The following is a 25,883-nucleotide window of genomic DNA, read 5'->3' as shown; positions in this document are numbered from 1 at the left end:
CGTTGAGCACGGCCACCGCGCTGCTCCGGCGGGTCTGCGACGTCAAGGACGGCGAGGTCCCGGCGCTGCTCTGGAGCTTCGGGTACTTCTTCTGCGTCCTGTGCAGCTATTACGTCCTGCGACCCGTCCGCGAGGAGATGGGCATCTCCGGCGGCATGGACAGGCTGCCCTGGCTGTTCACGGCGGTCTTCGCGTCGATGCTCGCGGCCGTGCCCGCCTTCTCCGCGCTCGTGTCGCGCGTGCCGCGGCGGCGGTTCATTCCCATCGTCTATCGCTTCTTCGCGTCGAATCTCCTCGTGTTCTTCGGGCTCCTCTCGCTGGGTGTGCCGCGCGCGGAGGTGGGCAAGGTCTTCTATGTCTGGCTGAGCGTCTTCAACCTGTTCGTCGTCTCCGTCTTCTGGGGGTTCATGGCGGATCGATGGCGCAGCGAGCAGGGCAAGCGCCTCTTCGGCTTCATCGCCGCCGGCGGCAGCGCCGGGGCGCTCGCCGGCTCGCTCGTCACCGCGGCGCAGGCCCGGCAGATCGGCACCGCGAACCTCCTCCTCGTCTCGGCGGCGCTGCTCGAGCTCGCCGTGCTGTGCGCCGGCCGGCTGAGCCGGCTCTCCGGCCGGCAGGACGGCGAGGCCGCGCCGCAGGGCAGCGGCGGAGGCGGCGACGAGCGCATCGGCGGGGGCGTCCTCCGCGGCGTGGCGCTCGTGTTCCGGTCGCCGTACCTGCTCGGCATCTGCGCGCAGACGCTCTTTCAGTCGATGACGGCGACGGTGCTGTACTTCGAGCAGGCGCGCATCGTGTCGCTGGCGTCGATGGAGCCCGCGCGGCGGACCGCGATGTTCGCCACCATCGATCTCACCGTGAACGTGCTGACCATCCTGGTGCAGGCGCTCGTGACGGGGCGGCTCATCACGCGGGTGGGGCTCGGGGTCGCGCTCGCGGTGGTCCCGGCGCTGACGGGGGTCGGGCTCGTCGCGCTCGCGGCGCGGCCCACGCTCTCGATGATCATCGCGATCCAGGGGCTCCGGCGGGCGGTGCACTACGCGGTGGACAGGCCGGCGCGCGAGGTCCTGTTCACGGTGGTCGCGCGAGAGGAGAAGTACAAGGCGAAGAGCTTCATCGATACCGTCGTGTTCCGCGGCGGGGACGCGGCGAGCGCCTGGGCGCTGACGGGGCTGTCGGCGCTCGGGCTGACGGCGGCGGCGCTGTCGCTGGCGGTCGCGCCTGTCGCGGGCGTGTGGCTCGCGCTGAACCACCGCCTCGCGAAGGCGCAGGCGGAGCGCGCCCGCGCGGAGGCGGGCTGAAGCGGCCCGGGTCCTAGCGGACGCACGTGCAGGCGGAGTGCTCGTCCTCGGGCGCGTCTTTGCCCTGCTCGCCCCTGTCGACGACCTTCGCGTCCATGCCGAGCTGCTGCAGGAGCTCGGTCACGAGCGCGATGGCCTCCCGCTTGTCTGCCTGCGTGCGCGGGGAAGACCAGGCGCCGCTCTTCTCGACGAGCGTCCTCACCAGGGCGTTGATCGGCGGGGGGATGGGGACGTCGCCGTCGAGGGCAGCCGGCGCGCCGGTCGCTTGAGGGGCTTGCGGGCCCTGTGTCCCCTCGGAGGCGCCGTTCCAGGGGTTGTACGCGGCGAGCTCGTCGGCCGGATCCCCGCTCTCGGTCCCGGCAGCGCGGCTCGGGTCGTCGGACGTCGCCGCAGGCGCAGAGGGCGCCGTCCTGGAGATTGCGGCGGCCGGCGAGACGTTGCGGCGGTCGTGGGCGTAGCTGGTGAGGAGGTGCGCCGTGCCGTCGGGCTTGACCCGCGCGATGGCCTTGGTCGCGCCGTGCCAGAGCACGACGTTGGTCGCGCCGGTCTCGTCGGTGCGCGTCTCGATGACGGTCGCGTTGCGGACCACGTCGCGCGCGGCCTCGAGGTAACGTTGCACGCTCTCCGCCGGTGACAGGGCCGCCAGCTCCTCCGGCGTCAGGAAGTCGGCGCCGTGCTTGGCGGCGTGGTAGGCGGCAGTGCTCGCCGACTCGAAGTACAGCTCGCCGGCCGCCGCCGCGAGCCTCTCCTTCAGCTCGCCGCCTCCGCCGAGCGTGCCGTTGCCGACAGCCTTGGCCTTCTGCGCCGCCTCCAGCTGCGCTTGCCAGAGCTCCTCGACGTCAGCGCCGCTCAGGTTGTTCTGCATCGACGCGACGTAGAACTCGAAGCGCTCGACGAACTCGTTGAGGCTCTCGGCACGCTGCGCGAACGTGGCCGCCGGGCGGCGCAGATCCGGGCGCGCTTCGCCGCTCACCAGATCATAGAGCCGCAGCAGCGCGTCGTGCCGCATCTCGCCGTTCTCGGCGAAGATCGAGATCGAGGTGGGGTCCGTGATGTCGGCGGCGGCGAGGAAGGGCACGACCTGGTCGAGCTGCGGCTTGAAGCGCAGCCGCTCCTGGCCGCGGTGCGAGCCGGACAGGTCGGCGGTGGCCTGGTCCTTCGGGGACCAGGGGATCCCGTCATTCAGGTTCTTGACGAGCATGACCAGCTTGCCGAGCTGCCCGTGACCATGGAGCTCTCGCAGCCGATCGCGATGCACCTTGACCTGCCCGCCCAGGTCGATCTGATCGCCGGTCTTCTTGAGCTGAACGCCTGCCTTGTTGATGAGCTTCTCGGCGGCCTCGAGGAAGTTGTCGCTGTTGCTGTCGAGCCCGTCGAGCCCCTCCTCGATCCGCCACGGCTGCGGGCCGAGGTAGCGGTCGCCGTCGATTCGCGGCAGGCCCGGCTGCCCCGTGTCCGAGAACCCGTTCTTCTTCTTGTCCCACCGGCGCTGTCCGCCGCGGTCGACCCAGCGGTAGACGTGGTAGTGCGGCGCGTTGTGGCCTGCCTGGTTGTGGTCGCTCAGGTCCACGTCGATGATGACGCGCTCGTCCTTCTGCCCGTCCTGCCCCGGCGCCTTGGCGTGGAAGCGATATTGATAGATCCGCCCGGTGGCGACATCGACCTTCATCTCCGGCACCCCCAGCGGGTGCCCGGCGGCGTCGTTGTCAGGGGTGTCGCGCCAGCGCGGCAGGATGTCGTGCTCGTAGGCGAGGCTCTCGTCGTAGAAGCGCCCGGCCACGTCGTCGGGGATGAGCTCGTGGGTCGCTTCGCGGGAGAATCCGAGCTCCGTCATGGTCTTGACCAGCGCGCCCGGCGATGTCATGCGCGTCTGGTGCAGGAGCAGCGTCTTGTCGCGCAGCGGCGCCACGCGCTCCTCCAACGACGCGAAGATGCTCTCGGCGTTGTCGATCACGGCGCGGAGGATCTCGGGCTCGAGCTCGTAGCCGCGCTGGTGGAACTTGAGCGCGCGGCCGAGGTTCCACGGCGCCGCGCGCAGGTGCTCGACGACCGCGTTCTGCCGGTCGACGATCGACGCGTCGGGGCCGGGGTCGGCGACGAAGCGCAGCCTGTTGAGCAGCTGATCCTCGACGCCGCCGAGCGGATCGACCACGAAGCCGTTCTCGTCGACGTAGATCGCATTCATGCGGAAGTCGCGCTTCAGCGCGTCGGCCATGACGTCGAACGGGCCGTGCGCGCTGGCGTCGTCGCCGGCGGTGATGTCCACCACCTTCTTGTCGCTCCCGACCTGGAGCAGGCGCAGATCGGGGCGGGTGGTGACGGAGAGGGAGCTCAACGAGGGGTGGCTCTCCAGCGCCTCCTGGAGCAGCCACATGGGCATGTTCGTCTTGAGATCGACGTCCCTGGGCTCGATGCCGCTGAGGGCGTCGCGCACCGCGCCGCCGACGATGTAGACGTCGAAGCCGTAGGCGTTGACGAGCGAGATCAGGTCATGGACCCGGTGGGTGGTTCCGACGGGGGAGTCGAGGAGCGAGGCGCCGATGGGCTGGCTCTGGGCGGGCGCGGCGCCGTCGGCCGTGGTCTGCGCTGACCTCTTCTGGGTGAGGATCGCATGGGCCTTGAGCTCACGGCCCATGAGCCGCGGGCTGAAGTAAGGAGCTCCTCCGGTCTGCTCCTTCACGAATTCGTCGAACGGCCTGCTGCCACGCTGCGCCGCGTCGATCCCGGCGAAGTCCAGGAGCGGCGTCATGATGCCGTTGTCGTTCGTGGCGAAATGAGGCACCGCGGGCGCGCCGCCCCCGATTTCGCGCTCGGAGAAGAACGCGTCGGTGAGCATGCTGCGGTCGGCGCTTCCCTTCTTCTCCCCGACCGACTTCTTCGTCAGCTCATCGAACCCCTTCTCGTAATCGGCCCTGTGGCCCCGCTGGCTGCGGTCGAGCCGGATGCCGTACCAGGGGATCTCTCGCCCATCGGCCGTGGTGAACGTGCTTCCGATGATGCTGTCGTGCTGGAACAGCTCTCCGATATTGATGTTGGCGAGGCGCAGGTCCGTGATCTTCTGGTCGTGAATCAACGCCTCCAGCTGATCGCGGATGTCCTTCCTGGCGGGCGGCAGCTGGTCGCGTGGCGTCAGGAGGTCCTCGACCAGGTTGGAGTCGACCACCAGCGACGTCGACTTGAGCGGCGGCGACAGCGCCGGGTCCGAGAGGCGCTCGGCGTGGCGGACCAGGTGCTCGATGATCCCGCGGGTGGTGGAGACCTTGCCCTTGTCCATGGCGCGCGCGAGCATGCCGGCGAAGGCGCGCTCGCCGATGGACCGATTGATGATGTCGATCTCGGCGCTGGTGACCCAGCGTCCCTCCCTGGCCTTCTTGAGGACCGAGCGCGGCGGCTCCTCTTCGCGCTCCGGCTGGGGCGGCGGCGGCGGCTCGCGCAGGGCCGCGACGAGGTCGAGGCCCTTTCGCCCCTCGAGCGGGGCGAGGGCGCCCAGCGTCCTGGCGACGTCGAAGGCGAGCCCGCGTTTCTCCGCGTTGACGTAGTTGTCGAGCGCCCCCTTGAGCTCCTCGAAGCGCTTGTCCAGGGCCGCGCCATCGAGGGAGCCGTCGAGGGCGTTGCTCAGCACCCGCGCGAGCGACTTCGAGGTTCCCGTCTCGCTCGCCAGGAGCTCGGTGAGCGCGCGCTTCACCGTGTCGTCATCGAAGCGATTGACCAGCTTGTCCTGAAGGAGCTTGTAGGGCTTGATACCCCAGATCCACTCGGGGACGGCCCTCTCCCCGTCGGTGTTGCGCTCGGGCTTCGTGAGCTGCTCGTGATTCTGCTTTTTGCGCTGCTCCTTCTTGTGCTCCTCGACGTCAGGGATGATGTCGAGATCGAAGTCCCAGTCGCCGAACGGGTTCTCCTGGGTCTCCGCTTCCGCCTCGGTCGCGGTCGTGTCGACCGGCGCGCCGGCATCGCTGCTCGGGTCGGGGCCGGATGAGGCTTGTTGCGCGCTGCTCTCGAGCTCCTCCCGAGCGGCAGGGGCCTCCTCGGAGAGCTGCGGGGCGCTCGACGCCGCGGCGGCGGGAGGCGTGTCGCCGGTGGAGCTGCCGTCCTCCTCGACGTCGCTGTCTCGGCCGATCGTGTCGCTGCCCTGATCCCGCTCGAGCGTGTCCAGAACGCGCTCGACGTGCTCTTCAAGGGGCTGCCGCAGCTCCTCTGCGGGCCGGCTGAGCAAGCCGGGGTGGAACTCCAGCCACTTCTCGACGATCTCCGCGGCGAGCCGCTCGGCGGCGGGCCGCGCGATGGGCAGGAGCTCCGGGAGCCGCGGGAGGAGCTGCGTGGCGATGGTTTCGCGGACGATCTGCGCCACCTCTTCCCGATGCTGCTCTGGGGCGCGCTCCAGGAGCTTCTCCAGCCCTGACGGCGTGCGCTGGACCGCTCCGGGACCGGGCGTCGCTGCAGGCCCGCCAGCGACGTTGGCCTCGTGCTGGTTCACATGAGTTCCCGCGAGCAGGTCGGCCGGATCCGCGCCGTCCTGCGCGGTCCCGGACGGCCCGCGCGACGCGAGGTGCGCTGGAGCCTGCTGCTGGGCGGGGGCGCCGGGGGCCTGGGCGCGCGGCGGGGGGTAGGTCCCGAGGGTGATCACCTCGAAGAGCCTCGGCATGTCGGCCTTCTGCACCCGGATGGGGAACGACTGCCCCCACGACTGGACGGGCACGATGAAGGCGTCGCCGTCGGCCTTGATCTCGCCGTCGATCGCGAAGTGGTGCCGGCTCTGGGCTTCGCCCGTGCCGAGCGGCGCGACGGTCGCGGGAGCGCGAGGCGTCGCGTCGTCGCCGTCGCCGTCGCCGTCGCCGTCGCGGTGCTTCTTCGCCGCTTCCCAGAGCGCCTTGCCGTTCGACACGGTCGCCACGGCGAACCCTGCTCGATCCGTGCGCTTGAGCGTCTCGTTGATGCGCTTGACGTCGTCATCGGAGGGGCCGCCGCTCTTGACCGTGACCTCCGCCCCGAGCGCGTTGCGCATGAGGGATGCGATCGAGTTCGCCGAGAGGAGCAGGTCGCCTTCCGCCGCCACGACGCCTGGCTGCCTGGCGGCGTCGGTGCGCTTCCCGTGCTGCGCGACGGCGTCCTGTCCGAGGAGCTCGACCAGGCCTCGGGCGAGCAGGTGATCGAGGAGGTGGCGATCCAGCTGTTGCCGGTCCGTCGCTCGGGTCAGGCCGCCGCGCTTTGCCCCGGCCGTCTTGAGCCCGTTGACGAGCGGCCGCGTCGGGGCCGGGCCGGCGGCGCGCGGGATCTCTCCGGTCATCACGCGCCGGAGGATGTCGAGATCTTCGCTGAGCGCCGCCCTGCCCGGGCCCGGGTCCTGCTGCGCGCCGAGCTCGTGGGCCCCGGGCGCTTGCGCGAGCCGGCCGAGCAGCCGGCCGGTGAACAGCGCAGCGACCAGGTGCGAGGTGGTGGCGAGATCGCCCTTCAGCATCGTGTAGAGGGCGCTGTTGATGCCGCAGTTGCTGAAGGCGGATTGCGACAGCGACGCGGGGTTCTCGATGAGCTCGCGCAGCCTGTCCACGATCGCGCGGTCGACGTTCAGCGACTCGAGCAGGCCTGCCAGGCTGTTCGCGGCCTGCTGCCTGATATCGTCGTTCGCCGGGCCGGACCACGCGCGGCTCTGCTTGTCGAGCGAGCTGAGGAGATCGTCGAGCGTCTTGCCCTGGTCCCGTGGGCTCGGCGCGACCTGCGCGCTGTCGGTGTGCGGCGGCGGGTCGAGGGCCACGCTCTCGCCGTCCAGGGCAGGGTTATAGCCTGCCAGCATGGTCGCCGGCGTACCCGGTGACGGGCGACCTCGGCTCCCGGCGGGGGCGCGCGTCGCTCCGGCGCTCTGCGCCGTGCCCGACGGGGCATGGCCGGGTTCGTTATCCCGCGGAGCCTGCTCGGGATCTCCCGACCGTCCCTGGGCGTCCTGGAGCCCCTGAGGCGGCTGGGTGCGCGGGCCGACGAGCTCGGTGAGGGCGTCTTTGCCCCGCAGCGCCAGGTCGTGCTCGAACCTGTCGGCGCGCTCCCTGAGGGTCGTGGCCCAGTCGCTCCCGAGCTTGCCCAGGTCGACGGTGCGAGCGTTCTTGATCTGGTCGTCGCCGATCTTGTCCTGTTTGAGGCCGCCGACGCTGGAGATGGGGTTGGCGGTCTTCTCGGTGGAGAACACGTTATGGACGTAGCCGACGGTGCTGGGCGCGCCCGGTCCCGTGGTCTCCATGCCGATCTGGAGCGCGCCGGGCCTGCCCGGCCTGGGCGGGCGGTAGCCGATGAACATGTGTCCGTGGGCGCCGTCGGGGAGGATGACGTCGCCGTTGAAGTCCTTGAGGCCGAGGCCGCCGACGGCGAGGTTGATGCCGTAGAGCTCTGTGTCGTCGAGCTTGGACTTGACGGCGGCGAAGTGCCCGCCCTCCTCCTTGAACTGGCCGTCGCTGAGCGCGACGTGGTGCGTCCCGAAGGAGCGCTTGAACACGCCGGGCCTGGGGTTGCCGTTCGAGTCGGTGATGCCGAGCAGCTCGGTCAGCTGGTAGGGAGGGCTGCCGGCGGGGACCTGGACGTTGACGCGACCGCCGTGCGAGAGGAGCTTGGAGACGGGCGCGTCCTCGAGCGGGACATGGCTCTTGGCGCTGTGGTCGTAGATCTCTGCGCCTTCCTGGAGCAGGTGGAAGACGTTCTTGAGCACCTCGAGCGACTGCCGGTGCCTGTCGACGACCTGCTCCTTGGAGAGCTTCGTTCGCTGGTGAAAGAGCTTCTTCTGCGGGTCGGGGACGGCGCCCTTGTCGATGGCGGTGTTCGCGTCGTCGTTGGGCTCGGTGTATTCGAGGGTGTTCGACCATTGGGCGACGATGCCCTTGTCGATGAGCCTCTTGAGCTCCGCTCTCCTGGTCGTGTCGGTCGTGTGCCTCGCCTCCATGGAGATGGCGACCGCGGCTGGGGGTGTGCCCTCGAAGCGCTGGCCGTGCTCGCCGCCGTTCATCTGGCGCGAGACGTAGCTTGCGAGCACGACCTTGCTGGCCTTGTGGAGCTGGTGGAAGCCGCGGAAGCGCTCGGGGTTGTCGTCGTCTTTACCCGACAGGTACTTCGTGACCTCGTCGAGGGTGAGCATGCCGGAGGCGTTGAGCCAGCTCTGGCCCTGGGGGGTGGAGGAGAGCTGCTCGAAGGCGGTCCACTCGGCGTCGCTGAGCAGCTGTCCCTTGGGGAAGCGTCGTCCGATCTGCTCCTTCGCCGTGCCAGGATCGCGCGGGAAGCCGCCGCTGCTCAGCTGCGGGGCGATCGTGGGGAGACCGCGCTTGGCCCTCTCGCGGCTCAGGAAGCCGGTGTCGGGCCGCCAGATGGTGTTCTTGACGGCCTTGTCGACGATCCAGGTGACCTCCTCGACCGGGGTGGAGGTCGCCGGGTCCGGCGCTCTCTCCGACGGCGGCTCGGGCTCTTCCTCGATCAGGTCGGTCTGCAGCTGCGGGGCGGCTGCGTCATCCCCGCTGTCCAGAGCGGGGTTGTACCCGGCCAGCATGTCCTCCAGCGCGTCCGGCGACGTGCGACCGTCCCCTCTGGAGGAGCCCTCGTTTGCGGCGGGAGCGCGGGCACTTCGTACGGTATCCGGCGGGGCATCACCGGGCGGATCACGACGCTCGTCGTCCCGCGACTCCTGCTCGGGCCGATCCGATCGCTGCTCGGAGGTACGCTGCTGGGCGTCCTTTAGCTCCTGGGGCGGCTGGGTGCGCGGGCCGACGAGCTCGGTAAGGGCGTCTTTGCCCCGCAGCGCCAGGTCTTGCTCGAAGCTGTCGGCGCGCTCCCTGAGGGTCGTGGCCCAGTCGCTCCCGAGTTTGCCCAGGTCGACGGTGCGAGCGTTCTTGATCTGGTCGTCGCCGATCTTGTCCTGCTTGAGGCCGCCGACGCTGGAGATGGGGTTGGCGGTCTTCTCGGTGGAGAACACATTGTGGACGTAGCCGACGGTGCTGGGCGCGCCGGGGCCGGTGGTCTCCATGCCGATCTGGAGGGCGCCGGGCCTGCCCGGCCTGGGCGGGCGGTAGCCGATGAACATGTGTCCATGGGCGCCGTCGGGGAGGATGACGTCGCCGTTGAAGTCCTTGAGGCCGAGGCCGCCGACGGCGAGGTTGATGCCGTAGAGCTCCGTGTCGTCGAGCTTGGACTTGACGGCGGCGAAGTGCCCGCCCTCCTCCTTGAACTGGCCATCGCTGAGCGCGACGTGGTGCGTCCCGAAGGAGCGCTTGAACACGCCGGCTCTGGGGTTACCGTTCTTGTCGGTGATGCCGAGCAGCTCGGTCAGCTGGTAGGGGGAGCTGCCGGCGGGGATCTGGACGTTGACGCGGCCGCCATGCGACAGGAGCTTGGCGACGGGGGCGTCCTCGAGCGGGACATGGCTCTTGGCGCTGTGGTCGTAGATCTCTGCGCCTGCCTGGAGCAGGTGGAAGACGTTTTTGAGCACCTCGAGCGACTGCCGGTGCCTGTCGACGACCTGCTCCTTGGAGAGCTTATTTCGCTGCTGAAAGAGCTTCTTCTGCGGGTCGGGGACGGCGCCCTTGTCGATGGCGGTGTTCGCGTCGTCGTTGGGCTCGGTGTACTCGAGGGTCTTCGACCATTCAGCGACGATGCCCTGATCGATCAGCCGGTTGAGCGCCGCTTTCCTGGTCGGGTCGGTCGTGTGCCTTGCCTCCATGGAGATGGCGACCGCGGCGGGAGGGGTGCCGTCGAAGCGCTTGCCGTCCTCGCCGCCGTTCATCTGGCGCGAGACGTAGCTTGCGAGCACGACCTTGCTGGCCTTGTGGAGCTGGTGGAAGCCGCGGAAGCGCTCGGGGTTGTCGTCGTCTTTACCCGACAGGTACTTCGTGACCTCGTCGAGGGTGAGCATGCCGGAAGCGTTGAGCCAGCTCTGGCCCTGGGGGCTGGAGGAGAGTTGCTCGAAGGCGCTCCACTCTGCGTCGCTGAGCAGCTGTCCCTTGGGGAAGCGCCTTCCGATCTGCTCCTTCGCCGTGCCGGGATCGCGGGGGAAGCCGGCGCTGCTCAGCTGCGGGGCGATCGCGGGGAGACCGCGCTTGGCCCTCTCGCGGCTCAGGAAGCCGGTGTCGGGCCGCCAGATGGTGTTCTTGACGGCCTTGTCGACGATCCAGGTCACCTCCTCGACCGGGGTGGAGGTCGCCGGATCCGGCGCTCTCTCCGACGGCGGCTCCGGCACTTCCTCGATCTCGCCGGTCTGCGGCTGCGGGTCGGCTGCGTCATCCCCGCTGTCCGAATCGGGGTTGTACCCGGCCAGCATGTCCGCCGCGGCATCCCCGGGCGGATCACGTCGCTCGTTGTCCCGCGGTTCCTGCGCCGGTTCTCCCGACCGTTGCTGGGCGTCTTTTAGCTCCTGGGGCGGCTGGGTGCGCGGGCCGACGAGCTCGGTGAGGGCGTCTTTGCCCCGCTGCGCCAGGTCTTGCTCGAAGCTGTCGGCGCGGTCCCTGAGGGTCGTTGCCCAGTCACTCCCGAGCTTGCCCAGGTCGACGGTGCGAGCGTTCTTGATCTGGTCGTCGCCGATCTTGTCCTGTTTGAGGCCGCCGACGCTGGAGATGGGGTTGGCGGTCTTCTCGGTGGAGAACACGTTATGGACGTAGCCGACGGTGCTGGGCGCGCCCGGGCCGGTGGTCTCCATGCCGATCTGGAGGGCGCCGGCCCTGCCCGGCCTGGGCGGGCGGTAGCCGATGAACATGTGGCCGTGGGCGCCGTCGGGGAGGATGACGTCGCCGTTGAAGTCCTTGAGGCCGAGGCCGCCGACGGCGAGGTTGATGCCGTAGAGCTCTGTGTCGTCGAGCTTGGACTTGACGGCGGCGAAGTGCCCGCCCTCCTCCTTGAACTGGCCATCGCTGAGCGCGACGTGGTGCGTCCCGAAGGAGCGCTTGAACACGCCGGCTCTGGGGTTACCGTTCTTGTCGGTGATGCCGAGCAGCTCGGTCAGCTGGTAGGGGGAGCTGCCGGCGGGGACCTGGACGTTGACGCGACCGCCGTGCGACAGGAGCTTGGCGACGGGGGCGTCCTCGAGCGGGACATGGCTCTTGGCGCTGTCGTCGTAGATCTCTGCGCCTGCCTGGAGCAGGTGGAAGACGTTCTTGAGCACCTCGAGCGACTGCCGGTGCCTGTCGACGACCTGCTCCTTGGAGAGCTTCTTTCGCTGCTGAAAGAGCTTCTTCTGCGGGTCGGGGACGGCGCCCTTGTCGATGGCGGTGTTCGCGTCGTCGTTGGGCTCGGTGTACTCGAGGGTCTTCGACCATTCAGCGACGATGCCCTTGTCGATCAGCTGCTCGAGCTCCGCTTTCCTGGTCGGGTCGGTCGTGTGCCTCGCCTCCATGGAGATGGCGACCGCGGCAGGAGGGGTGCCCTCGAAGCGCTTGCCGTCCTCGCTGCCGTTCATCTGGCGCGAGACGTAGCTTGCGAGCACGACCTTGCTGGCCTTGTGGAGCTGGTGGAAGCCGCGGAAGCGCTCGGGGTTGTCGTCGTCTTTACCCGACAGATACTTCGTGATCTCGTCGAGGGTGAGCATGCCGGAGGCGTTGAGCCAGCTCTGGCCCTGGGGGGTGGAGGAGAGCTGCTCGAAGGCGCTCCACTCGGCGTCGCTGAGCAGCTGTCCCTTGGGGAAGCGCCTTCCGATCTGCTCCTTCGCCGTGCCGGGATCGCGCGGGAAGCCACCGCTGCTCAGCTGCGGGGCGATCGCGGGGAGACCGCGCTTGGCCCTCTCGCGGCTCAGGAAGCCGGTGTCGGGCCGCCAGATGGTGTTCTTGACGGCCTTGTCGACGATCCAGGTGACCTCCTCGACCGGGGTGGAGGTCGCCGGATCCGGCGCTCTCTCCGACGGCGGCTCCGGCACTTCCTCGATCTCGCCGGTCTGCGGCTGCGGGTCGGCTGAGTCATCCCCGCTATCCGAATCGGGGTTGTGCCCTGCCTGCAACTCCGCCAGATCTTGCTCTTGCGCGGAGGCGGTCGGGGATGGCGCTCGCGGCGGGAGAGCGGTGCCGTAGGTGATCGCCGCGAAGACCTTCGGCATATCCTCCTTGTTCACCCGCACGCGGAAGGTGCGGCCCCAGGACTGGAGCGGCACGAGGAAGGAGTCGCCCAGGTCCGTGATCGGGCCGTCGATCGGGGCATGGTGTGGCGCGGTCGTGGCGGTCCCGCCGAGCCGCGGGACGTCCCCGGGAGCGTGAGGAGCCGTGGAGGAGCTGGCCTCGTGCTCCTTCGCTGCGTTCCAGAGCGCCTCGCCGTCCATCAGGGTGGCGATCGCAAACCCTCCCTGGTCTGTCTGCTGCAGGGCCTTTTTGACGCTCGCGACGTCATAGCCCCCGGGGGAGCTGTGGGTCGTGACGGTGGCGTTCGCTCCGAGCGCCGAGTTGAAGATGCTCGCGACCGAGCTCGCCGAGGCCAGCAGGTCGCCCTGCGCCGCGGCGACGCCGGGCTGATGGGCGCCGTCGGTCTGTTGCTCGAGCTTCGCGAGGGTGGTGGGGCCGAGCAGCTCGACGAGGCCGCGGGCGAGCAGATGGTCGAGGAGGTGGCGATCCAGCTCCTTTCGATCTTTTTCCCTCTTCAGGCTGTCGCCCTTGGCCTTGGCGGTCCGGAGGCCGTTGACGAGGGGCCTGGTGGGAGCCGGGCCGGGCGACTGCGGGACATCTCCTGTCATCACGCGCCGGATGAGGTCCAGGCTGTCGCTGAGCGCCGCCTTGCCCGAGCCCTGCAATTGGGAGGAGTCGACCCCAGGGGAATCCGCGAGCTTGCCGAGCAGCTTGCCCGTGAAGATCGCGGCGACCAGGTGGGAGGTGGTGGCGAGATCGTTCTTGAGCGTCGGGTAGAGGATGCTGGTGAGCGCGCAGTTGGTGAAGGCAGACTGCGAGAGCGAGGCGGGGTTCTCGATGAGCTCGCGCAGCCTGGCGATGATCGAGGGGTTCACGTTCTGCTGCTGGAGCAGCCCGGTCAGGAGCTGGTGGGCCTCCTTCTTGTTCTCGTCGGTGGCCGGTTGCGACCATGCGCGGCTCTGCTCCTCGAGCGAGTCGAGCAGATCGTCGAGCGTTTTCCCTTCGGCGTGAGGGCTCGGCTCGACCTGGGCAGCGCCTCCGGCGGCGGTCGGAGCGGGGGAGGGGTTCGCGGCCGGCGCTGCGGCTCCGGCGAGCGTATCGCCCGAGCGGCCCACGCCGCTGTCCTGGAGCTCCTGATGCGGCTGGGTGCGCGGGCCGACGAGCTCGGTGAGGGCGTCTTTGCCCCGCTGCACCAGGTCTTGCTCGAATCCTTCCGCTCGCTCCCTGAGGGTGTTTGCCCAGTCGTTACCGAGCTTGCTCAGGTCGACGGTGCGAGCGTTCTTGATCTGGTCGTCGCCGATCTTGTCCTGCTTGAGGCCGCCGACGCTGGAGATGGGGTTGGCGGTCTTCTCGGTGGAGAACACATTGTGGACGTAGCCGACGGTGCTGGGCGCGCCGGGGCCGGTGGTCTCCATGCCGATCTGGAGGGCGCCGGGCCTGCCCGGCCTGGGCGGGCGGTAGCCGATGAACATGTGTCCATGGGCGCCGTCGGGGAGGATGACGTCGCCGTTGAAGTCCTTGAGGCCGAGTCCGCCGACGGCGAGGTTGATGCCGTAGAGCTCCGTGTCGTCGAGCTTGGACTTGACGGCGGCGAAGTGCCCGCCCTCCTCCTTGAACTGGCCATCGCTGAGCGCGACGTGGTGCGTCCCGAAGGAGCGCTTGAACACGCCGGCTCTGGGGTTGCCGTTCTTGTCGGTGATGCCGAGCAGCTCGGTCAGCTGGTAGGGGGAGCTTCCGGCGGGGATCTGGACGTTGACGCGGCCGCCGTGCGACAGGAGCTTGGCGACGGGGGCGTCCTCGAGCGGGACATGGCTCTTGGCGCTGTCGTCGTAGATCTCTGCGCCTGCCTGGAGCAGGTGGAAGACGTTCTTGAGCACCTCGAGCGACTGCCGGTGCCTGTCGACGACCTGCTCCTTGGAGAGCTTCTTTCGCTGCTGAAAGAGCTTCTTCTGCGGGTCGGGGACGGCGCCCTTGTCGATGGCGGTGTTCGCGTCGTCGTTGGGCTCGGTGTACTCGAGGGTCTTCGACCATTCGGCGACGATGCCCTTGTCGATGAGCCTCTTGAGCTCCGCTCTCCTGGCCATGTCGGTCGTGTGCCTCGCCTCCATGGAGATGGCGACCGCGGCCGGGGGGGTGCCCTCGAAGCGTCTTCCGTCCTCGCTGCCGTTCATCTGGCGCGAGACGTAGCTTGCGAGCACGACCTTGCTGGCCTTGTGGAGCTGGTGGAAGCCGCGGAAGCGCTCGGGGTTGTCGTCGTCTTTACCCGACAGATACTTCGTGATCTCGTCGAGGGTGAGCATGCCGGAGGCGTTGAGCCAGCTCTGGCCCTGGGGGGTGGAGGAGAGCTGCTCGAAGGCGCTCCACTCTGCGTCGCTGAGCAGCTGTCCCTTGGGGAAGCGCCGTCCGATCTGCTCCTTCGCCGTGCCGGGATCGCGCGGGAAGCCGCCGCTGCTCAGCTGCGGGGCGATCGTGGGGAGACCGCGCTTGGCCCTCTCGCGGCTCAGGACGCCGGTGTCGGGCCGCCAGATGGTGTTCTTGACGGCCTTGTCGACGATCCAGGTGACCTCCTCGACCGGGGTGGAGGTCGCCGGGTCCGGCGCTCTCTCCGACGGCGGCTCCTGGTCTTCCTCGATCTCGTTGGTCTGCGGCTGTGGGTCGGCCGTCTCACCCCTGCTGTTCGAAGCAGGGTTGTATCCCGCCAGCGTGTTCACCGGCGCATCACCGGGCGGATCGCGTCCCTCGTCATCCCGCGGTTCCTGCGAGGGTCCTCCCGCCCGCTGCGCGGCGTCCTGGAGCTCTTGAGGCGGCTGGGTGCGCGGGCCGAGGAGCTCGAGGAGCGCGTCCTTCCCTTTCTGCTTCAGGTCCTGCTCGAACCTGTCGGCGCGGTCCTTGAGGGTCTTTTTCCAGTCGGTCCCGAGCTTGGCGAGGTCGACGGTGCGAGCGTTCTTGGTGCTCTCGTCGCCGATCTTGTCCTGCTTGAGGCCGCCGACGCTGGAGATGGGGTTTGCGGTCGCCTCGGTGGAGCGCAAGGTGTGGGGGTAGGCGACGGTGCTGGGCGCGTTCGGGCCGGTGGTCTCCATGCCGATCTGGAGCGCGCCCTGCCTGCCCGGCTTGGGCGGGCGGTAGCCGATGAACATGTGTCCATGGGCGCCGTCGGGCAGGATGACGTCGCCGTTGAAGTCCTTGAGGCCGAGGCCGCCGACGGCGAGGTTGATGCCGTAAAGCTCGGTGTCGTCGAACTTGGCCTTGAGGGCGGCGAGCTGGCCGCCCTGCTCCTTGAACTGGCCACCGCTGAACGAGACGTGGTGGGTCCCGGCCAGGCGCTTGAACACGCCGGGCATTGGATTGCCGTTGCTGTCGGTGATGCCGAGGTGCTCGGTGAGCGCGTAGGGAGCGTTGCCGGCGGGGATCTGGACGTTGACGCGGCCGCCGTGGGACAGGAGCTTGGCGACGGGCACGTCCTGGAGGGGGACATGGCTCTTGGCGGCGCCGTCGTAGATCTCTGCGCCTTCCTGGAGCAGGTGGAAGATGTTCTTGAGCACCGTGAGCGACTGCCCGTGGCGCTTGACGACCTCGTCCTTGGAGAGCCTCCTGCCCTTGGTGAAGGTCAGGGTGTTGAGGACCGTCTTCGGAGCCAGGACGGCGCCCTTGTTGATGGCCGTGGTCGCGGCGTCGTTGAGCTCTGTATACTCGAGGGTCTTCGACCATTCTTCGAGGATGCCCTGGTCGATGAGCCGGTTGAGCTCATCTCGCCTGGCCGGGTCGGTGGTGTGCCTTGCCTCCATGGACAGGGCCATCGCCGCCGGCGGGGTGCCCTCGAAGCGCTTGCCGGCCTCGCTGCCGTTCATCTGGCGCGAGACGTAGCTCGCGAGGATGACCTTGGTCGCCTTGTGGAGCTTGTGGAAGCCGCGGAACTGCTCGGGGTTGTCGCTCGGGTCGCGCGACAGGTACTTCTCGACCTGCTCGTGGGTGAGCATGCCCGAGGCGTTGAGCCAGCTCTGCCCCTGGGGGGTGGAGGAGAGCTGCTCGAAGGCGCTCCACTCGGCGTCGCTGAGCAGCGGCCCTCTGGGGAAGCGTCCTCCGAGCTGCTCCTTGGCCGTGGTGGGGTCGGGGGGGAAGCCGCTGGCGCTCAGCGGGCTCTGGATCGCGGAGAGACCTTGCTTGGCCCTGTCGCGGCTGAGGGGGCCGGTGTCGGTGCGCCAGATGGTGTTCTTGACGGCCTTGTCGACGATCCAGGTCACCTCCTCGACCGGGGTGGAAGTCTCCGGATCCGGCGCCCTCTCCGACGGCGGCTCCGGCTCTTCCTCGATCGCGTCCAGTTGCGCTTGCGGGTTGGCTGCCTCATCCCTGCTGTTCGAAGCGGGGTTGTACCCGGCCAGCATGTCCGCCGGGTTGCTGGTCTGGCCGTCACCGAGGCTGTTCGGGTCGACGTTCGCGGCAGGGTTGAAGCCGGTGGGGATCGCGCTCGAGCCCGCTGCGGACAGCTGGGACCCAGCGCTCTGCGCCATGTTCTGGCGGATGCGTTCCCACGTGTCCCGCCCCTGGTTGATCAGGCCCGTGAGGTCGTTCTGGAAGAAGTCGCGCACCTGCTGGGTCAGCTGCGCCCTCGGCGCGGGGTTGGGGTCGTAGTAGGACGCATACGTCTCGGCGAACCACTCGGCGGGCGTGGAGAACTGGTAGTTGGAGACGGCGTTGTTGCGGGCGTCCTGGCGGTAGCTGACCCAGTTGTCGTACTGGTCGACCTGGAAGATGCGGCCGCCAACGGCCAGCTTCGAGGCCCCGCCGTCGTCCAGCGTCCAGGGCTGGGCCATGGCGAACTTGACGGTGTCGACGGCCTTCTCGAGCTTCTTCTTCAGGTCTGGGTCCCCGGAGGCGACGTCGGCGGGAAAGTCCGCCAGGGGAGTCATGTCCTTGCGCCGCGAGGGCGGATCGAGGACGGAAGCGAAGCGCTGGAGCAGGGAGAAGCCGTCGGTCTCGCTGTTCGCCTCGTCGTCGGTGATGCCCGCCTTGGCAAAGATGGCGCGGGTGACCTCTTCGAGGTCCCGCGTGTCGGAGTGCACCTTCCAGCCGCCGAACCGGGGGTCGCCGGCGAGGCTGTCCTTCCAGTCGATCAGCTTGTCGATGGAGTGGCCGACCTCGTGGCGCATGGTCCACTTGATCAGGTTGCCGTTGGCGAGCACGTCGGACGTGCCGCCCATGACGTGGCGGTCCTGGGTGATACCGAGCGCCTTGTCCTGGTCCTTGTTGACGCCGTCGTAATCCCGGATGGCGCCGCGATCCATCCGCTTTCGCTGCCAGTTCCATCGCCGGTTGAGCCGGCTGTAGATGAATGTCGGCACCTTCGGTGGATTGACGACGTTGATGGTGTCGGTGAGCTCGTCGTACGCGCTCGCCGCTTGTTCCGAGGAGATGTCGCGGATGATCTTCCGCAGCGTCGGGCTGCCGGTGACGTGCTCTGGCGGCAGCGCGCCGAGGGCCTTCTCGATATGATCGAGCATCTTGTGCGAGAAGTGCGTGCCGTCGGCGTCTTCGTCCGGTCCGATCTGCAGCTCGTACTTGTCGGCCAGCGCCTGCTCGCGCTGATCGGCGCCCTCGTTGGAGACCATCCCGGCGAACCCGTGTCCCCCGGTGCCGAGCTTCTTGCCGAGCCACGACACGGACGTGGGCGCGCGCGACGGCGGGGCCGTCTCCTGGTCCGGGGTCGCGGAGGCAGCGGCGGAGCTCTCCGCGCCGGCCGCGGGCGGCCTGACCGGCGCCTTCATACCCGTGGTGATGGCGGCGGCCGGGGTCCCGGTGCGCCGCGCGGGCGGCTGTGAGGTCGTCTCTGACGAGGGCTGGCCGGGTCGCTCCGGCGCCTTCCCTTGAGCGTCCGGCGATTCACCGGGCGGCTCTCGGCCCTCATCGTCCCGGGGGGCTTGCTCGGAACCTCCCGACCCGTCCTGGAGCTCTTGCGGCGGCTGGGTGCGCGGGCCGAGGAGCTCGAGGAGCGCGTCCTTCCCTTTTTGCTTCAGGTCCTGCTCGAACCTGTCGGCGCGGTCCTTGAGGGTCTTTTTCCAGTCGGTCCCGAGCTTGGCGAGGTCGACGGTGCGAGCGTTCTTGGTGCTCTCGTCGCCGATCTTGTCCTGCTTGAGGCCGCCGACGCTGGAGATGGGGTTTGCGGTCGCCTCGGTGGAGCGCAAGGTGTGGGGGTAGGCGACGGTGCTGGGCGCGTTCGGACCGGTGGTCTCCATGCCGATCTGGAGCGCGCCCTGCCTGCCCGGCTTGGGCGGGCGGTAGCCGATGAACATGTGTCCATGGGCGCCGTCGGGCAGGATGACGTCGCCGTTGAAGTCCTTGAGGCCGAGGCCGCCGACGGCGAGGTTGATGCCGTAAAGCTCGGTGTCGTCGAACTTGGCCTTGAGGGCGGCGAGCTGGCCGCCCTGCTCCTTGAACTGGCCACCGCTGAACGAGACGTGGTGGGTCCCGGCCAGGCGCTTGAACACGCCGGGCATTGGATTGCCGTTGCTGTCGGTGATGCCGAGGTGCTCGGTGAGCGCGTAGGGAGCGTTGCCGGCGGGGATCTGGACGTTGACGCGGCCGCCGTGCGAGAGGAGCTTGGCGACGGGCACGTCCTGGAGGGGGACATGGCTCTTGGCGGCGCCGTCGTAGATCTCTGCGCCTTCCTGGAGCAGGTGGAAGATGTTCTTGAGCACCGTGAGCGACTGCCCGTGGCGCTTGACGACCTCGTCCTTGGAGAGCCTCCTGCCCTTGGTGAAGGTCAAGGTGTTGAGGACCGTCTTCGGAGCCAGGACGGCGCCCTTGTTGATGGCCGTGGTCGCGGCGTCGTTGAGCTCTGTGTACTCGAGGGTCTTCGACCATTCTTCGAGGATGCCCTGGTCGATGAGCCGGTTGAGCTCATCTCGCCTGGCCGGGTCGGTGGTGTGCCTTGCCTCCATGGACAGGGCCATCGCCGCCGGCGGGGTGCCCTCGAAGCGCTTGCCGGCCTCGCTGCCGTTCATCTGGCGCGAGACGTAGCTCGCGAGGATGACCTTGGTCGCCTTGTGGAGCTTGTGGAAGCCGCGGAACTGCTCGGGGTTGTCGCTCGGGTCGCGCGACAGGTACTTCTCGACCTGCTCGTGGGTGAGCATGCCCGAGGCGTTGAGCCAGCTCTGCCCCTGGGGGGTGGAGGAGAGCTGCTCGAAGGCGCTCCACTCGGCGTCGCTGAGCAGCGGCCCTCTGGGGAAGCGTCCTCCGAGCTGCTCCTTGGCCGTGGTGGGGTCGGGGGGGAAGCCGCTGGCGCTCAGCGGGCTCTGGATCGCGGAGAGACCTTGCTTGGCCCTGTCGCGGCTGAGGGGGCCGGTGTCGGTGCGCCAGATGGTGTTCTTGACGGCCTTGTCGACGATCCAGGTCACCTCCTCGACCGGGGTGGAGGTCTCCGGATCCGGCGCTCTCTCCGACGGCGGCTCTTCCTCGATCGCGTCGAACTGTGCTTGCGGGTCGGCTGCCCTATCTCCGCTGCTCGACGAGGGATTGTTCCCTGCCAGCGTGTCGGCCGGGGCATCCTGGGGTGGAACTCGAGGCGCGTTGTCCCGCGACGTCTCCCCGTGCTTGCCCGCGTCGTCGCTCGTGGCAGGATTGTGGCCGCTGGTGATGGCGCTCGCTGCGCTCCCCGCGGGCGGCTGCGGCCCGATGCCCTCCTCGGCGTTCCGGGTGTTCTCGTTGATGCGTTCCCATCTCTCCCGCCCGCCGGTGACCAGGTCCGGGAGCTCGTTCTCGAAGAAGTCGCGCACGTCCTGGGGCAGCCGCGCCTTCGGGGCGGGGTCGGGGTCGTAGTAGGACGCGTACGTCTCCGCGAACCACTCGGCGGGCGTGGAGAACTGGTAGTTGGAGACGGCGCTATTGCGGGCGTCGGCGCGGTAGCTGACCCAGTTGTTGTACTGGTCGACCTGGTAGATGCGGCCGTCGACCTCCAGCTCCGAGGCGCCGCCATCGTCCAGCGTCCAGGGCTGGGCCATGGCGATCTTGACGGTGCGGACAGCCTTTTCGAGCTTGTCCTTCAGGTCTGGATCCTCGGAGGCGGCGTCGGCGGGAAAGTCCTCCAGGGGAGTCATGTCCTCGCGCCGAGAGGGAGCATGGAGGAAGGAGGCAAAGCGCTGGACCAGGGAGACCCCGTCGTCGGTCTCGCTGTTCGCCTCATCGTCGGTGATGCCCGCCTTGGCAAAGATGGCGCGCGTGACGTCCTCGAAATCCCGTGTGTCGGAGTGCACCCTCCAGCCGCCGAACCGGTCTTCCCCGGCGAGGCTCCTCCAGTCGACCAGCTTGTCGATGGAGTGGGCGACCTCGTGGCGCATGGTCCACTTGATCAGGTTGCCGTTCGCGAGCACGTCGGACACACCGCCCATGACGTGGCGCTTGTCGGTGATGCCGAGCGCCTTGTCCTGATCCTTGCTGACGCCGTCGTAGTCCCGGATGGCGCCGCGATCCATCCGCTTCCGCTGCCAGTTCCAGCGCCGGTTGAGCCGGCTGTAGATGAAGGTGGGCACCTTCGGTGGATTGACGATGTTGATGGTGTCGGTGAGCTCGTCGTACGCGCTCGCCGCTTCCTCCGAGGAGATGTCGCGGATGATCGCCCGCAGCGTCGGATTGCCGGTGACGTGCTCGGCCGGCAGCTCCCCGAGGGACTTGCCGATATGGTCGAGCATCTTGTGCGAGAAGTGCTTGCCGCCGGCGTCCTTGCCCGGGCCGACCTGCAGATTGTATTGCTGCGCCAGCGCCTGCTCGCGGTCGGCGGCCCCCTTGTTGGCGAACAGTCCGCCGAGCCCGCGTCCTCCGGTGCCGAGCGGGTCGCCGCCTCCCGTGGTGAGCCCGCTCCACACGTTGCTCTCCGGCGCCTTGTCGCTGGCGGCGTTGTCCGCAGCCGGCGCCTGGTCGCTGGTCGCGTCACTCGCGGCCGGCGGCTGCTTCCGGGGGGTGTCGTTCGCGGCCGGCGCCTGGTCGCTGGTGGCGTCGTTCGCGCCTGGCGCTCGCGACGGGAGATAGGTTCCGTAGGTGAAGACCGGGAAGAGGGAGGGCAGCAGGTCCTTCTTCACCTTGATGGAGAAGCTCTGCTGCCAGGTGTGCAGCGGGACGACGTAATGGTCGCCATCCTCGGTGATCGGGCCATTGATGACGACCTGGTGCGGGCTCGACGTAGCGCTCGTGGCCGCCTTGTCGAACGGCTTGGCCGTCGTGGGATCCTTGGCGAGCTGCTCCGCGCGCTCGACGAGCCCGTTGCCGTCGAGGAACGTGGCCACGGCGAAAGGCGCGTGCTCGGGCCTCACGAGCGCGTCGTTGATGCGGCCGACATCGTAATTGTCCCCGTCGACCATGGTCTCGGCGTCGCCGCCGAGGATGCTGGTGAAGATCGTCACCAGCGAATCGGCCGAGAGCTGCAGATCGCCGCGCTTCTTGGACGGGCCCGTCGCGTCCTTGTCCCGCGTGGCCGCCTTGTCGAGGTAACCGGGGATGACGCCGGCGGTGTAATCGGCGTCGGCCTTGTACTGCTCGGGGGCGAGCTTGCTCAGCATCTTGCCGAGGCCCCGGGCCAGCAGGTAGTCGAGGACGTGCTTGTCGGACCAGGCGCGCCCCTTGCTCTCCAGCTCGGCGCGCCTGGCACCGGCCTTCTTGACGCCGTTCTGCAGCAGCTTGTTGCCGATGGGGGCGTCCTTCAGCGGGAGGTCGCCGCGGATGACGCTCTGGATGGGATCGTCGATCGCCTGGGTGCTCGTCGTCGCGCGCTGTTCGCCCTGGTTGTCGAGCGAGAAGTCGGCGATCTGCTTGCCATCGCGATCGAAGAGCTTGCCGGTGAACTCGGCCGCGACCACGCGGGCGAACCCGGCCAGGTCGGACGTGAGCTGCGTGCGGAGCACGCTTTGCGGCGCGCAGATGGCGAACTCGTGCTGGGAGAGGGAGTCGGGGTCGTCGATGAGCTCCGCGAGCCTGTCGACGAGCGACCTGTCCACGCCCTGGGAACGCATGATGTCGCCAAGGAGCTTCTTGGCGCTTTGCTTGTCCGCGGCGGTGGCCGGATGAGACCATGTCTTGCTAGAGTCGATGAGCGTCTGCAAGGCGGCCTGGGTGTTGCCCAGGCCCTCGCGGGCGCCGTCGGTCTCCAGGTCCGCGCTGTCGTTGGGTGCGCGTGTGGCATCGCGAGGCGGGCTCGCCTGGGAGGCGCCGTTGGCGTCGCGAGGCGAGCTTGCCTGGGAGGCGCCGTTGGCGTCGCGAGGCGAGCTTGTCTGGGAGCTACCGTTGGCGTCACGAGGCGAGCCTGCCTGGGAGCCACCGTTGGCGTCGCGAGGCGGGCTCGCCCCGCGCGAGCCGCTGGACGGGGTTCCGGTCGCGATGTTCCTGGGCATGCCCGCGGTGACCGCGCTGGGGCTCGCTGCGCTGGGGCTGGCTGAGCTCCCGGCGGGCGGCTGGGACCCGGTGCCCTGCTCGGCGTTCCGGATGTTCTCGTTGATGCGTTGCCACCTCTCCTGCCCGCTGCTGATCAGGCCCGGGAGGTCGTTCTGAAAGAAGTCGCGCACCCCCTGGGTCAGCTGCGCCCTCGGCGCGGGGTTGGGGTCGTAGTAAGACGCGTAGGTCTCGGCGAACCACTCGGCGGGCGTGGAGAACTGGTAGTTGGAGACGGCGTTGTTGCGGGCGTCCTGGCTGTAGCTGACCCAGTTGTCGTAGTGATCGACCTGGAAGATGCGGCCGCCAACGGCCAGCTTCGAGGCCCCGCCGTCGTCCAGCGTCCAGGGCTGGGCCATGGCGAACTTGACGGTGTCGACCGCCTTTTCGAGCTTCTTCTTCAGGTCTGGGTCCTCGGAGGCGACGTTGTTGGGAAAGTCCTCGAGGGGAGTCATGTTCTTGCGCCGCGAGGGCGGATCGAGGACGGAGGCGAAGCGCTGGAGCAGGGAGAAGCCGTCGGTCTCGCTGTTCGCCTCGTCGTCGGTGATGCCCGCCTTGGCAAAGATGGCGCGGGTGACCTCTTCGAGGTCCCGCGTGTCGGAGTGCACCTTCCAGCCGCCGAACCGGGGGTCGCTGGCGAGGCTGTCCTTCCAGTCGATCAGCTTGTCGATGGAGTGGCCGATCTCGTGGCGCATGGTCCACTTGATCAGGCTGCCGTTGGCGAGCACGTCGGACGTGCCGCCCATGACGTGGCGGTCCTCGGTGATGCCGAGCGCCTTGTCCTGGTCCTTGTTGACGCCGTCGTAATCCCGGATGGCGCCGCGATCCATCCGCTTTCGCTGCCAGTTCCAGCGCCGGTTGAGCCGGCTGTAGACGAAGGTCGGCACCTTCGGTGGATTGACGATGTTGATGGTGTCGGTGAGCTCGTCATACGCGCTCGCCGCTTGTTCCGAGGAGATGTCGCGGATGATCTTCCGCAGCGTCGGGCTGCCGGTGACGTGCTCTGGCGGCAGCGCGCCGAGGGCCTTCTCGATATGATCGAGCATCTTGTGCGAGAAGTGCGTGCCGCCGGCGTCTTCGTCCGGGCCGATCTGCAGCTCGTACTTGTCGGCCAGCGCCTGCTCGCGCTGGTCGGCGCCCTCGTTGGAGACCATCCCGGCGAACCCGTGTCCCCCGGTGCCGAGCTTCTTGCCGAGCCACCCCACCTTGGTGGGCGCGGGCGGCCTGACTGGCGCCTGCATCCCCGTCGTGATGGCCGTGGCCGGGGTCGCGGAGCGCTGCGCGGGCGACTGCGAGGTCGTCTCCGGCCGGGGCTGGCCGGGTCTCTCCGGCGCCTTCCCTGGAGCGCTCTGCGTCGTTGCTGCTTCCGGGCGAGGACTCGAGGCCTCCGGCGTCTTGGCCGTCATCTGCTCCGGCGCATCGCCGGGCACCTCGCGGGGCTCGTTGCCCTTGGGGGCTTGCTCGGCCCCTCGCGGCCGCTGATCCGAGCTGCCCTGTCCGGGGTCCTGGGCGCCTCGCTTCGGGTCGGACGCGGCGTCACCCGGCGGACGGCGGCGATCGCCGCCCCGCGAACCTCGCTCGGATCGATCCGAGCCGTCGTCGGAGCGATTCGATTCGTCGTCGGACCGGTCCGATCCGTCGGACGACTCGTCGGCGGCGCGCGGCGCGGTATCCCGGGTGGCCTGCTCCGGAATCTCGCGCGGGCCGACGAGGTTCTTGATCGCCTCTGTCGGGTTCTCCTTCGCGTCTTGCTCGAACTGGTCCGCTCGTTCCTCGAGGGGTCCTTTCCAGTCGTCCCCGAACTTGCGCAGGTCGACGGTGCGGGCGTTCTTGCCCTTCTCGTCGCCGATCTTGTCCTGCTTGAGGCCGCCGACGCTGGAGATGGGGTTTGCGGTCTTCTCGGTGGAGAGCCAGTTATGGACGTAACCGACGGTGCTGGGCGCGCCAGGGCCGGTGGTCTCGATGCCGATCTGCAGCGCGCCCCGCCTCCCCGGCTTGGGCGGGCGGTAGCCGATGAAGATGTGCCCGTGGGCGCCGTCGGGCAGGATCACGTCGCCGTTGAAGTCCTTGAGGCCGAGCCCGCCGATGGCGAGGTTCATGCCGTAGAGCTCTGTGTCGTCGAGCTTGGACTTGACCATGGCGGGGCGCCCGCCCTCCTCCTTGAACTTCCCCTTGCGGAGCGAGACGTGGTGCGTCCCGAAGTCGCGCTTGAACACGCCGGCCTTGGGGTTGCCCTTGTCGTCGGTGATGCCGAGGAACTCTGTCAGCGCGTAGGGCGAGCTGCTCTCGGGGACCTGGATGTTGACGCGGCCGCCGTGCGACAGGAGCTTGGCGACCGGCACGCCCTTGAGCGGGACATGGCTCTTCGAGCCGGCGTCGTAGATCTCGGCGCCGGCCTGGAGCAGGTGGAAGATGTTCTTGAGCACCTCGGTCGACTGCCGGTACCGATCGAGGGCCTCGTCCCTCGAGAGCGACTGGGGCTCTGCGAACGTCAAGCTATCCTTGAGCGTCCTCGGCGCCAGCACGGCGCCCTGGTCCATGGCCGTGATGGCGTCCTCGTTGGGCTCGGTATGCTCGAGCGTCTTGGCCCACTCGTTGGCGATGCCCTGATCGATCTGCTTCGTGAGCTCGTCCCTCCTCGCCGGGTCGGTCGTGTGCCTCGCCTCCATGGACAGGGCGATCGCCGCCGGAGGCGTGCCCTCGAAGCGCTTGCCGTCCTCACCGCCGTTCATCTGGCGCGAGACGTAGCTCGCCATGGCGACCTTGCTCGGCTTGTGGAGCAGGTGGAAGCCGCGGAACCTCTCGGAGTTTTCGTTCGAAAGGTACTGCGCGATCTGGTCGTGCGTGAGCATGCCCGAGGCGTTGAGCCAGGTCTGTCCCTCCGTGGTCGAGGAGAGCTCTTTGAAGGCGTCCCACTCGGCATCGCTGAACAGCTGTCCCTTGGGAAAGCGCTTCCCGATCTGCTTCTTTGCTTCCGCGGGGTGGGAGGGGAAGCCGCCTCGGGTCAGCGGGCCGGCGAGCTTCGGGGCGGCTCGCTTCGCCTTTTTGCGCCTTCCTCTCCCCGTGGAAGTTCGCCACTCGCTCTTCTTGACAGCCTTGTCCGCGATCCACGTCACCT

2 protein-coding genes are annotated in these 25,883 nt (G+C 68.7%); one reads left to right on the top strand and one right to left on the bottom strand.

Going from position 1 to position 25,883, the window contains the following annotated elements:
* Positions 1-2: 2 nt before the first annotated feature.
* Positions 3-1,295, top strand: a complete 1,293-nt coding sequence (locus WME85_RS43015; protein WP_437830031.1) for an NTP/NDP exchange transporter — start codon at positions 3-5, stop codon at positions 1,293-1,295.
* 13 nt (positions 1,296-1,308) lie between these two features.
* On the opposite strand, the gene WME85_RS43010 is transcribed toward WME85_RS43015, so the two are convergent.
* Entirely contained in the window at positions 1,309-25,881 is a 24,573-nt protein-coding gene (locus WME85_RS43010) for a hypothetical protein (protein ID WP_437830030.1), read from the bottom strand.
* Positions 25,882-25,883: the final 2 nt, after the last annotated feature.

Source organism: Sorangium sp. So ce1153, from assembly GCF_051521595.1.
Taxonomy (GTDB): Bacteria; Myxococcota_A; Polyangia; order Polyangiales; family Polyangiaceae; genus Sorangium.
Note: the sequence above shows the minus strand (reverse complement) of the source record. Positions and strands in the feature narration are given on the sequence as shown.